The organism is Caballeronia sp. SEWSISQ10-4 2, from assembly GCF_030464885.1.
Classification (GTDB): Bacteria; Pseudomonadota; Gammaproteobacteria; order Burkholderiales; family Burkholderiaceae; genus Caballeronia.
The window spans coordinates 45,883-59,863 of the sequence record NZ_JALPRJ010000019.1 but is presented as its reverse complement, the minus strand read 5'-3'; the positions used below and the strand labels follow the sequence as shown (position 1 = coordinate 59,863).

Genomic DNA, 13,981 nt, shown 5'->3' with positions numbered 1-13,981 from the left:
TATAAGCACGTTTTGTTTCGAATATCGGTCTTTCCGGCCCGTCTCCGGCGTGTTCCGAACCTGTTATTTCGTGTAATCCGGAAAAAAATTCCGAATCATCAGATGTTTGCCGTAAAACATAGAGTGTGTTACCGAGTTACTAGGGCAGGCCTATAAAAATTTGAGTACTTTACGTAGCGATTGAATTAACAAAATTTGGCCTGTACTATACCTGCGCACTCCGAGCCTGGCAAAATTCGATTTTGCTCATGATTAAAAAAATTAGCCTTAGTGAAGAAATGATGACAGAGCGGCTGTTTACAAAAATCAGTGGGGTAGTGGTGGCATGCACCATCATGGCCGGTTGTGCAACTCAACAGGCTAATGTCCCGCCGACCCCTGATGTATTTAACAAGCAGTTGGCAGATGCCGACGCCGTCTCGAAAGCGGGCGATCAAGACAAGGCAATCGGGCTTTATCAGGATCTTGCAAAATCGGATCCGACGCGCGAAGAACCGTGGTCGCGAATCGCGCAAATTCAATTTACGCAACAACATTACGGCCAGGCAATCGTGGCCGCGCAGGAAGCATTGCAGCGCGATCAAACGGATCGCCAGGCTAAAAGCGTTCTAGCAGTAAGCGGCTTGCGAATTGCCACGCAATCGCTCGGTGAATTGCGCCAGGATTCGGCGCTGGCCGGCGACGCGAAATCCGATGCCCAGGCGCTCGCGAAACAATTGCGCGACACGCTGGGCGAAGACGCTTTGTTCCCGCCCGAGCAGCAGGCCCAGAAGCCGGTTGTGAAGAAGCGGCGAGTCGTTGTGCACAAGAAACCTGTAACGGCTGGCGCCGCGACGGATGCCAAGGCGGACACGGATGCCAAACCTGACGCAGCACCTGCGTCTGCAGCGCCGGCTCCGACAGCGGCCCCGGCTCCGCAGAAAGCAGCCAAGGGCGGCGGAGCGTCCGATCCGTTCAGCGCGCTGCGTTGAGCCCATATTGAGCACATAAGCAGATCGAATACCCGTTCACGCCGGAACCACGGAGACCAGCCATGGCCAAGAAAGAAAGTATCCAGAAGCGCTTGCAAAAGATTCGACCGCCGCGTGTCCAGTTGACCTACGAGGTCGAGCGCGGCGACGCAATCGAAATCAAGGAACTTCCTTTCGTGGTCGGCGTGATGGGCGACCTCGCGGGGCAGTCGGAAGTCGAACAGCCCAGGTTGCGCGACAGGAAATTCGTCAACATCGATCGCGACAACTTCGACGACGTGATGAAGGGAATCGAGCCGCGTGCCGCGTTCCAGGTGGAGAACCGCTTGAGCGAAGCGGGCGGCAAGTTCGGCGTCGACCTGCGCTTCAATTCGATTGCGGACTTCGATCCTGACGCGATCGTGCAGCAGGTGGAGCCGCTTCGACGCTTGCTTGAAGCGCGGTCCAAGCTTGCCGATCTGCGCAACAAGCTCGCCGGCAACGACAAGCTCGAAGACCTGCTGAGCGAAGTGCTGCACAACACGCAGCAACTGCAATCGCTCGCGCATGACGCGGGCGGAGCAACCACGCCGGAGCACAACCGGCCGCACGACGACCAGCAGCGCGACTAACCAGCGGGGTGTGAAATGAATCAGCAAACGGCTGCGGCACAGGTCGGCACGCAACAATCCGATGCGGCTCCGTCGCTGCTCGACGAGATCGTCGAGAAAAGCAAGGTCGCGAAGTCTCACTCCGAACACGCGCGCGCCAAGGACCTGATCGGCGAACTCGTGAATCAGGTGCTCGACGGCACGGTGATCGTATCGAACAACTTGTCGGCCACTATCGACGCGCGTGTCGCCGAACTCGACCAGTTGATTTCCGCGCAACTGAGCGCCGTGATGCATGCGCCGGAATTCCAGCGCCTGGAGAGCACATGGCGCGGTCTCGACTACCTGTGCAAGGAAAGCAACACCGGCACGACGGTCAAGATCAAGGCGTTGCATGCGCCCAAGCGCGACATCGTGCGCGACTTCAAGACGGCCATCGAGTTCGATCAGAGCGCACTCTTCAAGAAGGTCTACGAAGAAGAATTCGGCACCTTCGGCGGCGCGCCCTTCGGTGCGTTGATCGGTGACTTCGAAGTGACGCGGCAACCGGAAGACATGTACTTCATCGAACAGATGTCGCACGTCGCGGCCGCGGCGCACGCGCCGTTCATCGCCTCGGCGTCGCCTGAACTGATCGGCCTTGAAAGCTTCGCCGACCTCGGCCGGCCGCGTGATCTCGGCAAGGTGTTCGATACTGTCGAGTACGCGAAGTGGAAGTCGTTCCGCGATTCGGAAGACTCGCGTTATGTCGGTCTCACACTGCCACGCTTTCTCGGTCGCCTGCCGTTCAATCCCAAAGATGGCCAGACCGCGGAGTCCTTCAATTTCGTTGAAGACGTGGACGGCACGGACCACGCCAAGTACCTGTGGTGCAACGCTGCATGGGCGTTTGCTGCGCGCCTGACCGCCGCGTTCGATGACTTCGGCTGGTGCGCGGCCATTCGCGGCGTGGAGGGCGGCGGCCTGGTGGAAGACTTGCCGACGCACACCTTCAAGACGGATGACGGTGAAGTGGCGCTCAAGTGCCCGACTGAAATCGCGGTGACGGACCGTCGCGAGAAAGAACTGAGCGACCTCGGTTTCATCCCGCTGGTTCACTGCAAGAATTCCGACTACGCTGCCTTCTTCGCTGCGCAATCGGTACAGAAGCCCAAGAAATACAACACCGACAGCGCAAACGCCAACTCGGTCCTGTCCGCTCAGTTGCAGTACATCTTCTCGGTATCGCGCGTGGCGCATTACCTGAAGGCCATGATGCGCGACAAGATCGGCAGTTTCGCCTCGGCTCAGAACGTCGAAGTGTTCCTGAATCGCTGGATCTCGCAGTACGTGCTGCTTGACGACAACGCGACCCAGGAACAGAAGGCGCAGTTCCCGCTGCGCGAGGCATCCATACAAGTGGCAGAGATTCCCGGGAAGCCGGGTTCGTACCGGTCCGTGGCGTTCCTGCGTCCGCATTTTCAACTGGACGAACTATCGATTTCGCTGCGGCTTGTCGCAGATCTACCGAAGCCCGCTTCTTCCTGAACGGCATGACTGCGTGTGGCCTGGACGCCGTCCGGGCCGGCTATAAAACCACTCTATGGGGAGTCGAGGTATGAAGGACATCTACTTGAAGTTTGGCAATCCCGCGATCAAAGGCGAATCGCAAGACAAGGACCACGCGAACTGGGTCGAGATCGATTCGTGGAGCCACGCTATCACTCAGCCGCGTTCGGCTACGGCGTCCACTGCCGGCGGTCATACGTCCGAGCGTTGCGAGCACGGCGACATGGTGTTCACGAAGGACATCGACGTCGTCAGCCCGCTCATGTACCAGCACGCTTCCGGCGGCACGACATTCGACGAAGTCACCATCGACTTCATGCGCTCGGATGGCGAAGGCAATCGCATCAAGTACCTTGAAGTGAAGCTCAAGTACGTGATCATCTCCAGCATCAACCCGAGCATCAACGCGCCCGCTACGGCGGCCACGACGGGTACCTCCACGACTGCGAGCCTGCCGTCCGAGCAATTCTCGCTGAAGTATGCCGCCGTGCAGTGGAAGTACACGCAACAGAAGATCGGCGGCAACCAGAGTGGTAATGCGCAAGGTGCCTGGAGCCTGACCAAGAACGACAAGACCTACGCGGTCTGATCTCGGGGTTCCGAGGAGTTCCAGGGAGTTCCGGCGCATCCTGGCCGATGTTGCGACGCCTGGGGCCGGTACGCATTTGCGTCCGGCGCCGGTGTCGCTTTCATACGCCAGGTTTCGTGCACAAGAAAAGCAGGGCTTCATGAAACGTTTCGAGCCGAGCTTTCTCGACAAACTATTCGACGACGACCCGTACGAACCAGCTTCGGCGGCGCTGCGTCAATTGTCGCTTGAAGAACTGAAGAGCACGGTAGCCCGCGATGTCGAAGCGCTCCTGAACACGCGTATCGCTTTCACGCAGGCCCATCTGGCTGCGTTGCCGGAATGCCAGTTATCGATCCTGACCTATGGGCTGAACGACTTCGCCGGAATGAGCCTCGCGAGCCACTACGACCGCGTGTTCATTTGCCAGTCGATCCAGCAGGCCATTGCACGGCACGAGCCGCGTTTGCAGCAGGTATCGGTGAAGCTTGAACTGAACGAGCAGTCCACCAGCGCGCTCAACTTCGCGATCCGCGCCGTGCTGATCGTGCATCCTGCCGAAGAGCCGGTCAGCTTCGACGCCATGTTGCTGCCGTCGACGCTGCAATACTCCGTGACGCGCTCACGGGCGAAGCTTTGACGCGCGCCCGGAGCCGCGACCTTTAGTGTGTCGTCGGGCTTTTCTGTAAGGCAGCATCCGTGCAAGACACGGAGACGGGGATTTGAGCAATGGAAGAACTGCTGCCGTATTACGAGCGCGAGCTGTCGTTCCTGAGACGTTATTCGCGCGATTTCTCGCAACGGTATCCGAAGATCGCCGCGCGTCTCGCCATGTCCGGCGAGCATGCGGAAGACCCGCACGTCGAGCGCATGATCCAGTCGTTCGCGTTGCTTGGGGCACGCATCAACAAGAAGCTTGACGACGATTACCCCGAGTTCACGGAAGCGTTGCTGGAAGTACTTTATCCTCACTACTTGAGGCCGTTTCCCTCGTGTTCGATCGCGCAGTTCGACCCGGGGCAGACGCTCGGCCAGCTCACCGGGGCGGCCACGATCGAACGGGGGACCGAGTTGAAGTCCCGGCCGATTCGCGGCGTGCAGTGCCGCTTTCGCAACGCGTATGACGTCGTGCTGGCGCCGCTTAGTATTGTCGAAGCGAAATACACGCCGGTTGCATCGGCGCCGAGCGCGACGGTCCTGCCTCGGGATGCTGCTGCACTGATCTCCGTCACGTTCGAATCGACCGCAGCGCAGCTCGACCTGGCTACGCTCGCGTTGGACCAGGTTCGTGTGCATCTGCACGGCGAACAGTCGTTCGTTGCGGCGCTGGCTGACTGCCTTCTCGTCAATACCACGGCGAGCTACGTTGAAGTAGATGGCAGCGGCAAGTGGAAAAAGCTTCAGGATTCCGCCGTCGAGCAATCGGGTTTCAGCGAGCGCGATGCGCTCATCGATTACCCGGAGAAGTCGCATCCGGCGTATCGCCTGCTGACCGAGTATTTCGCGTTCCCCGAGAAATTCAATTTCATCGATTTCGATTTCGCCGCGATGACGCGGGCAGGCGGCCGATGCAGCCGCATTACGCTGCATCTGGTGCTGAAGGAAATACGCAGCGACTCGCAAACGGCGCGAATGCTCGACGGTTTGTCGAAGGACCATTTGAGGCTGTTCTGCTCGCCGATCGTCAATCTTTTCAAGCAGCACGGCGATCCTATCCGCGTCACGCATCAGGCGGTGGCGTATCCGGTTGTCTGTGACGGGCGTCGCGCATCCGCGTATGAGGTGTGCTCGATCGACTCGGTGCATCTCGTGCGCGAGCAGGCCGACGGCGAATCCGTGATCGAATTCCGGCCGTTCTATTCGCTGCATCATGGCGAAAGCGGACAGGCGGGCCATTACTGGCTCGCTCGCCGCGACGACGCGGTTGCAAAATCCAGCCCCGGCTACGAAACGGAAATCTCCATTGTCGACATCGACTTTGAACCGCTGCAACCGCAGACGGACACGCTGAGTATCGAGCTTACTTGCACCAATCGGGACCTGCCGTCGCAACTTGCCTTCGGGCTCGACGGCGGCGACTTGTTTCTAGAGGGCGACTCGCTGGTGAGCGGTGTGCGCATGCTGCGGCGCGCGACGCCGAGCGTGCGTTTCGAACGGGGCCGTGCCGCGCACTGGCGGCTGATTTCGCATCTCGCGCTCAATCACGTCTCGCTCGCTCAAAGCGGCGTCTCGGCGCTCAAGGAACTGCTGCGCATTTATGACCTGCGGCGCACAGCGGTCTCGGCGCGGCATATTGAGGGCATAGCGGCCATCGAGCAGCGGCCGGCCATCCAGTGGCTTCCTGGTAAGCCGTTCGCCACCTTTGTACGCGGCATCGAAATACGCCTCACGATCGACGAGCAGCATTTCGTCGGCACGAGCCTCGGTTCCTTCGTGCGTGTGATCGACACGTTCTTTGGGCTGTATGTGCACCTGAACAGCTTTGTGCAACTGGTCGTCGTCTCGAAGCGGACCGGCGAGGAGATCCTGCGATGCAAACCCCGCAGCGGCGAATCGATCCTGCTGTAGTCGAGCGGCTGCTCGACGAGCCGCATCGCTTTGAATTTTTCCAGGCGGTGCGCCTGCTCGAAATAGCGTTCGCGCGCGAGGCGGCCGATGGCGGTCGCGCCCGCGGCGACGTCATCGCCAGGCATGTCTCGTTTCGCAACAGCTTGTCGCTGTCGTTTCCTCCCAGCGAGATCCAGGCCGCGACATCGTTCGATCACGACAACATGGCGTTGAAGAGCAAGCCGGCCCGCACGCAAGCGTTGGCGAACGGGGGCTTGAGCCGGGTTGAAATCACGCCGGCGTTCTTCGGCCTGCTCGGCGTGCAGGGCGCGTTGCCGCTCGCTTATACGGAACAGATTGCCGGCCGCGAGCAAGCGCATAAGGACTACGCGGCGCGCGAGTTTTTCGACATGTTCTCGAACCGTGCAACGGCGCTGTTTTATGCAGCATGGAAGAAGTACCGGCTGCCGCTTCACTACGAGATCGACCGGGACCAGCGCTACTTGCCGCTGCTGCTTTCGCTGGCCGGCGTTTCGCACGAGGAGACACGTGCCGAGTTGCAGGGCGGACCGGGTGCGCTCTTTGACGAAGCCATTGCGGGTTATGCACTCGCGGCGCGGCATCGGCCGGTGTCGGCTGCTTACCTGCAGCGCACCTTGTCTGATTACTTCGGTGTACCCATTCGCGTGGAGCAATTCATCGGCCGATGGTATGACGTGCCACCAGAACAGTTGAGCGTGCTTGGCGGCGTCAATGCAACGCTCGGCGCGACGGCGCTGGCAGGCCGGCGCGTATGGCAACGCGACATGCGCGCGCGGCTGGTCGTCGGGCCGCTGTCGAAAAAGGACTACGAGGCGTTCTTGCCAGGCGCCGGGAATGCGCTTGCGCTGGAACGCATGTTGACGCTGCTGGCCGGCGTCACGCTCGAATACGAAGTGTCCCTCGTGCTGCGTCGTGAGGAGGTCGGGCCGAGTCATCTGGGTTTGGGCGCGCGTCTCGGCTGGGATGCATTTCTCTGTACGAAGCGGGCACCGCGAGATCGTGCCGACGCATGTTACGAACTTCACGTCGTCTCCTGACGCATCAAGAACCACGCAACGATATTACTGGACGTCCCTCATGAGCACGCCGCTAAAGACCCTGATCGCCAAGCTGAACCCGACCTGCCGTCAGGCAACCGAGCGCGCGGCAAGTGCCTGCCTTTCGCGCGGCCACTATGAAGTCGAGCTGGAACATCTGTTCCTCGCCTTGCTCGAGGAGCCGGCGAGCGACGTGCTGCTTGTCTTGCGCGCAAGCAACATCGATCAGGCGGCTGTCCGGCGCGACCTCGATCGGGAACTGTCGCGACTGCAAACAGGGAACACGCGCACGCCCGTTTTTTCCGTGCACCTGATCGCGCTCTTCGAACAGGCCTGGCTGATTGCATCGCTTGATTCGCAGATCGGACGGATCCGCTCGGGCCATTTGCTGCTTGCGCTGACCAACGCACCGGATCTTGCGCAGTTCGCGCAACGCATGTCGCCGTTGTTTGCATCGGTGCGGGTTGATCGTCTTAAACACGAATTCGATCAGGTAACCGAAGGATCGGTTGAGGCGCAGGCGCCCACGCCCGCTGAAGAGGCAGCGTCCTTACCGCAAACAGGGCCGTCCCGGACGCCGGCGCTCGACACTTATACGAGTGACCTCACGGCGCGTGCGCGCGAAGGCAGGATCGACCCGGTAATCGGACGTGAAGCGGAAATTCGCCAGGCCATCGACATCCTGATGCGGCGCCGCCAGAACAATCCGATCATGACGGGCGAGGCGGGTGTCGGCAAGACAGCCGTGGTCGAGGGACTCGCGTTGCGTATTGCCGTCGGCGACGTGCCCGCGCCGCTACGCGACGTCGCCCTGCATGTGCTCGACATGGGTTTGCTTCAAGCTGGCGCGAGCGTGAAGGGTGAGTTCGAGAATCGCCTGAGGCAGGTGATCGATGAAGTGAAGAAGAGCCCGCATCCGATCATCTTGTTTATCGATGAAGCGCATACGATCATCGGCGCAGGCGGGCAGGCAGGGCAGAACGACGCGGCCAATCTGCTGAAACCCGCGCTGGCACGCGGCGAGTTGCGCACCATCGCCGCGACGACCTGGAGCGAGTACAAGAAGTACTTCGAAAAGGACGCTGCACTCGCGCGGCGCTTTCAAGTGGTCAAGGTGGAGGAGCCGAGCGAGCCGCTCGCCGCCGCGATGCTGCGCGGCATGAGCGCGCTGATGGAAAAGCACTTCAATGTGCGCATTCTCGATGACGCCATCACGGAAGCCGTGCGGTTGTCGCACCGGTACATCAGCGCCCGGCAGTTGCCCGACAAGGCCATCGGCGTGCTGGATACGGCGTGTGCCAAAGTCGCGCTCGCGCAGAGTTCGACGCCGGCTGTGATCGACGATACGAAAAAGCGCATCGAGCGAACCGATGTCGAGCTTGTCGCGCTCGAACGGGAAGCGGCAAGCGGTGCCTCGCATGGCGAGCGGATTGCTGTCTTGCGTGAAGCGCGTGCGCAGGATGTCGAGTTGCTTGCCCGTGACGAAGCCCGGTTTCAGCAAGAGCGTTTGCTGGTCAACGAGATCGAAGAATTGCGCCGTCAGATTGACTCTGCACGCGACGGGCATGCGCCGGTCGACCTCCAGACGATTCGCACAACGCTAGATGAACGAGTGAACGAACTGCGTACGCTGCAGAGTGCGCAGCCGATCGTACCGCTTCAGGTGGATGGCCATGTTGTAGCGGAGATCGTTGCATCGTGGACCGGTATCCCGCTCGGGCGCATGGTGAAAAACGAACTGCAGACCGTACTGAATCTCAAGGCGCTTCTAACCGCACGGGTCATCGGTCAGGACCATGCGCTCGAGGCCATTGCCCAGCGCGTGCGTACCGCCAGCGCAAATCTCGAGGACCCGAACAAACCACGGGGCGTGTTCATGTTCGTCGGGCCGTCAGGTGTCGGCAAGACGGAAACCGCGCTCGCACTGGCCGATGTGCTCTACGGTGGCGAACGCAAGCTCGTCACCGTCAACATGAGTGAATATCAGGAAGCGCATAGCGTGTCGGGGCTCAAAGGGTCGCCGCCCGGTTATGTCGGATATGGCGAGGGTGGTGTGCTGACCGAAGCCGTGCGGCGCAATCCCTATTCAGTGGTGTTGCTGGATGAGGTGGAGAAGGCGCACCCCGACGTCCTGGAAATGTTTTTCCAGGTCTTCGACAAGGGCACGATGGACGACGCCGAAGGTCGCGAGATCGACTTTCGCAATACGTTGATCATCCTGACATCGAACGTTGGGTCTGCCGCCGTGATGACTGCTTGCCTCAACAAGCCCGACGACGAGCTGCCGAGCGCCGACGCGTTGGCCGAGATGTTGCGGCCTCAGCTATTCAAGGTATTCAAGCCGGCTTTCCTCGGGCGCATGAAGGTCGTTCCGTACTATCCGATCCCCGACGACGTGCTGGCCGAGATCATCGAACTTAAGCTTGGGCGCATTGCGCGGCGGATCGAGACCAACCACAAGGCGATATTCGAATGGGATGAAAGTCTCGTGGACGCAGTGCTCGCACGGTGTACCGAAGTCGACTCGGGCGCGCGCAATGTCGATCACATTCTGAGCGGGACATTGTTGCCGGAGATTGCCGGGCATGTGCTCGAACGCATGGCGAGCGCAACGGCGATTACACGCATTATCGCGGGTGCCGATGAAGGCGGTGGGTTCAGCTATGCGATCGAGTGAGGGTTCGACAGGACCTTCGTCGCGTACTTCAGAAACAACCAAGATAGTTGCAGTACTAAACGTTTGAATTGAATCATGTCAACGACCTCCGCCTTACTCGATCCTGTTTCCGCGTCGTCGCCTTGTGGCGATGACTTGCTGTTTTCTTCGGACTTCGACGCCGTTCAGCAAGCGCGCCGCTTCGACGATCCTTCGCTCGACCAGGGTGAGTGGGTCACCGAGATCAAGGAAGCCGACTGGCCCTTCGTAATCGAACGCAGCACGGCGTTACTGAAGACGCAGACGAAGGATTTGCGTCTCGCGGTCTGGTTGACCGAAGCCCTTGCCATGCGCAACGGCTTGCCGGGACTCACCGACGGTTTTACCTTGCTCAAGGGTTTATGCGAGCGTTTTTGGGACCACGTTCATCCGCTGCCCGAGGGGGATGATGCTGAATACCGCCTTGGAAACGTGGCGTGGCTCGTCGGCCGCAGTGCCGAGTTGTTGCGTGGAGTGGCGCTGACGGATGGTGGTGGGCAGCGTTATAGCGCGCTGGACTGGGAGGTGGCCACGCATGCCGCGCAAGCGGTGAAGCGCGATCCTGAACATGCCGACGACATCATGCGCGGCAAGTCATCGGTTGAGGCTATCGAGGCGTCGCGACGAGCCACGCCTACGGCCTTTTATGCGGCGCTGCTTGGGCAACTGGCAGCTTTCGAAGTGGCGATGCTCGCGTTGGAGAAGGAGCTCGATCACCGCGCGGGGGAGAGCGCGCCGAGCTTCCGGCGTGCGAGGGATGCCTACGAGACGGTGTACCGTCTGGCCGAGCGTTTCGCTCGTGAAAGTGGTGTCAGTGCCGTTACCGAAGCGCCGAAGCCCGTTGTTCGGGAAGCGCCGTTGCGCGTTGAGCCGTCATTTGAGCAGCAAGTTGTTGCGCCTGGTCGTGAGGAGCCTGTGTTCATGTCGATACCGATAACAGCAAGTGCGAGCGGCGCCCAGGCGCGGGCTCAAGCGGTGGCGCAATTGCGCGAGGTTGCCGCATTTTTCCGGCGTACCGAACCTCATAGCCCGGTGGCGTATCTCGCCGACAAGGCCGCCGAGTGGGCCGATATGCCTTTGCACGAATGGCTGACCACCGTGGTCAAGGACGATGCGTCGTTAGCGCATATCCGGGAGTTGCTGGGGGTGAAGGTTCAGGCCGAATAGGTGGTGGACTTTTGTTGCACCCGGGATTTTGGAAAATAAATAAAAGAGAGAGCGATGAACGCGCGAGATATCGTTAGTGCTAAGGGTGGCTTGATCCAGCAGGACCGGCTGCTCAAGCTGGATACCCCGTTGGGTGAAGATGTCTTGTTACCGCAACGGGCATGGGGCCGCTCGCGCATTGGCCGCGAATTTGAATTCACGCTGGATGTCGTTTCGACAACTGGCGATATCGAGCTGAAGAAACTCATCGCTCAGCCTGTCACACTCTGGATCGGGCAGGCCGACAAGTCCTACTTGCCGCATCACGGTTATGTGCATACGGCGCGCAGGCTCGGCGCAGACGGCGGCTTGACGAGCTACCAGATCAGTTTCGCGCCCTGGATGCATTTCCTCCGGTTTCGGCGAGACCAGCGGATCTGGCAAGACAAGCCGGCCGACGAGATCCTGACCGACGCCTTCAACGCGCATTCGCAAGCGCAGGGGCGATTCCGGTTCCTACTCTCGAAACCGCTGCCGTCCCGTTCTTACTGCACGCAATACGAAGACGACTGGAACTTCGTACATCGCCTGATGGAGGATGAAGGGCTATACGGTTTTTGGAAGCAGGGCGAGGACGGCAAGTCCCACACGCTGGTGATTACCGACCGCCTGGAGACGCTTGAGCCACTATCGCCGCAGAATGTCCGGTTCTACCGATCGTGGGCTCAAAGCGAGGCCGACGCGTTGGTGCAATGGGCCGGTGTTCGAACACTGCAAAGCACGATGCTGACAACACGCAGCTCCGATTACAAGAGTCCGTCGTCGTTGTTTAACCCGAAAGGCACCCATGTGCCGACCATGCCGAATCAAGGCGATCTGCCCGAGCAGATGGAGGTGTACGAGTACACCGGTGCCTATACCTACCGCGAGCAGGGCCGAGGTGACCACCTGTCGAAGGTACGGATGGAAGAATGGGAGTCGCGTGCAAAGCGGTTCCACGGCGTGGGCGCGGTGCGAGGGATCGATGCGGGTCGCTGGTTCGAACTGGTCGATCACCCGGAACACAATCGCGATGCAGCCGATCAACGGCGGTTCGCGGTGATCGAAATGACTTGGCTGATCGAGAACAACCTGCCTCTGTCAGGACAAAGGCTGAACTTCCCGCACAGTCTGACCAACCTGCTGGAGCGGGCGCGCACGGAGCGTACGGGGGATAAAACATTCAACGCGGCGCACGCCGACGGCTCCGAAGGTTTCTTTCTGGTGGAGGTCGAGGCGCAGCGCAAGACGGTACCGTACCGCAGCCCGCTGGAACACCTTAAGCCGACGATGCATCTACAGACGGCGACCGTCGTGGGACCCCAGGGCGGTGAGATTCATACAGACGAGATGGGTCGCATAAAGGTGCAGTTCCACTGGGATCGGATCGGGCAAAGGGATCAGAAAAGTTCCTGCTGGATGCGAGTGGCACAGCCCTGGTCCAGCGGCGGTTTTGGCGGCGTCCAGCTTCCACGAATCGGTGACGAGGTAATGGTGTCGTTCCTCGACGGTGATCCGGATCGCCCTGTCGTTACCGGACGCGTGGGGAACGGCATCAACCGCCCGCAATGGAATTTGCCGGGGCAGCAGGCGTTGTCGGGATTCGTCAGCAAGGAGATTGGTGGTCAGCAGAATAATGTGTGGCTGAAGGACGATACGCCTGGCCAGGTCCAGACACAATTGCGCAGCGACCATCTGGAAAGCGGCTTGCACATGGGCTACCTCACTCGCGTCAGCGAGCCGGCAGGTCGTGGGGACAAGCGCGGCGAAGGGGTCGACCTGCGCACGGATGGTCTTGCTGCCGTGCGCGGTGCTCGCGGTTTGTTGTTGAGCACGCATGGTCGGCCGGGCGGTAGCGGCGATGCGTTCAGCGTCGATGAGGTGAACTCGCAACTGGCCGAGGCGCTGGACACAGCCACTAGTCTGGCGCAGTCCGCGCAATCAGCGGGCGCTCAGGACGGCGAGCAAAAAAATGTGGCGCAGACTTTGAAAGCCCAGGCGAAGGCCATTCAAGGCAGCGGGACGTTAAAGCAATTCAATCAGCCGCACCTCGTGCTGGCTAGCCCAGCCGGCGTGGCGGCCAGCACACCGGAGCAGATCCACCTCAGCAGTGGACGGACCACCGCGCTTACGACAGGCGAGCACCTCTCTATCAGCACGGGAGGCGGTCTGTTCGCCAGCATGCGGCGAGCCCTGCGTTTGTTTGTCTCCGAGGCCGGCATGCGGCTCGTCGCGGCCGGCGGCGATATCGACCTCAAAGCCCTGAAAGACAGCATCAATCTGCTAGCGAAACTGAACGTGACAGTCACGGCCAACAAGATCACCATCAGCGCACAGCAGGAGGTTGAAATCAACGGCGGCGGCAGCTATACGCGGTGGACCGCCGGACAAATCAGGAGCGGTACGTCAGGCGGCTTCGAGGTTCACTCCGCAAGCCGGGTGTTTACTGGACCGGACAGCGTAAGTCAGCCACCCATCCCTGCGCTGCCGCCGGAAAAAGAGCAACTCCACTTCGCGCTTGGGGCGTTACCCGATGAGGCACATCAGTATGTCAGCGAGCCGTATGAGTTGTTCAAAGGCGGAGCAAAGATTGGCGAGGGCGTGACCGACGAGTTTGGTCGAATAGTCGTGAAGGATCATCAGCCCGGTACGCCGGCTTACAAGGCCCAACTGACCAACGGCGCGCAGTTCGATTTGAATGTGAAGGACGCGCTCAGTGACGACCCCGATCACCTCGATCAACGGACCAACCGCGGCGAACGGCAGGCCTGAGCGTTTCGCTCGCCTCACCCATCAAT

Annotated in this window: 10 protein-coding genes; all 10 read left to right on the top strand. The window is 60.3% G+C overall.

All coding sequences use genetic code 11. The features are described 5' to 3' along the window. The first annotated feature begins 281 nt into the window (after positions 1–281). The 10 genes from M0D69_RS15120 to M0D69_RS15075 all read left to right on the top strand — a co-directional run bounded on the left by M0D69_RS15120 (position 282) and on the right by M0D69_RS15075 (position 13,955). On the top strand, positions 282–971 hold the full coding sequence (locus tag M0D69_RS15120) for a M48 family metallopeptidase (protein WP_301782827.1): 690 nt from the start codon (positions 282–284) through the stop codon (positions 969–971). Positions 972–1,033: 62 nt separating this feature from the next. Beyond that, positions 1,034–1,582 (top strand): type VI secretion system contractile sheath small subunit, encoded by a 549-nt coding sequence (gene tssB / locus M0D69_RS15115; protein WP_047846926.1) that lies wholly within the window; start codon positions 1,034–1,036, stop codon positions 1,580–1,582. A 15-nt stretch (positions 1,583–1,597) separates the two neighbouring features. Continuing rightward, positions 1,598–3,088: a type VI secretion system contractile sheath large subunit gene (gene tssC / locus M0D69_RS15110; RefSeq protein WP_301782771.1), complete on the top strand. Its 1,491-nt coding sequence runs from the start codon at positions 1,598–1,600 to the stop codon at positions 3,086–3,088. Positions 3,089–3,158: 70 nt separating this feature from the next. Next, on the top strand, positions 3,159–3,698 hold the full coding sequence (locus M0D69_RS15105; protein ID WP_122180382.1) for a type VI secretion system tube protein Hcp: 540 nt from the start codon (positions 3,159–3,161) through the stop codon (positions 3,696–3,698). 139 nt (positions 3,699–3,837) lie between these two features. Next, positions 3,838–4,317 (top strand): type VI secretion system baseplate subunit TssE, encoded by a 480-nt coding sequence (gene tssE, locus M0D69_RS15100; protein WP_301782770.1) that lies wholly within the window; start codon positions 3,838–3,840, stop codon positions 4,315–4,317. A gap of 89 nt (positions 4,318–4,406) precedes the next feature. Beyond that, the gene (tssF, locus tag M0D69_RS15095; RefSeq protein ID WP_301782769.1) at positions 4,407–6,245 is read left to right on the top strand and encodes a type VI secretion system baseplate subunit TssF; all 1,839 of its coding nucleotides are present in this window, start codon (positions 4,407–4,409) and stop codon (positions 6,243–6,245) included. After that, the gene (gene tssG / locus M0D69_RS15090; protein ID WP_301782768.1) at positions 6,209–7,303 is read left to right on the top strand and encodes a type VI secretion system baseplate subunit TssG; all 1,095 of its coding nucleotides are present in this window, start codon (positions 6,209–6,211) and stop codon (positions 7,301–7,303) included. Before tssF ends, tssG begins: the two co-directional genes overlap by 37 nt. 40 nt (positions 7,304–7,343) lie before the next feature. After that, positions 7,344–9,980, top strand: coding sequence for a type VI secretion system ATPase TssH (gene tssH, locus M0D69_RS15085; protein WP_301782767.1), 2,637 nt, complete (start codon positions 7,344–7,346; stop codon positions 9,978–9,980). Positions 9,981–10,055: 75 nt separating this feature from the next. Beyond that, positions 10,056–11,165 (top strand): type VI secretion system protein TssA, encoded by a 1,110-nt coding sequence (tssA, locus tag M0D69_RS15080; RefSeq protein ID WP_301782766.1) that lies wholly within the window; start codon positions 10,056–10,058, stop codon positions 11,163–11,165. A gap of 54 nt (positions 11,166–11,219) precedes the next feature. After that, positions 11,220–13,955: a type VI secretion system Vgr family protein gene (locus M0D69_RS15075; protein ID WP_301782765.1), complete on the top strand. Its 2,736-nt coding sequence runs from the start codon at positions 11,220–11,222 to the stop codon at positions 13,953–13,955. Positions 13,956–13,981: the final 26 nt, after the last annotated feature.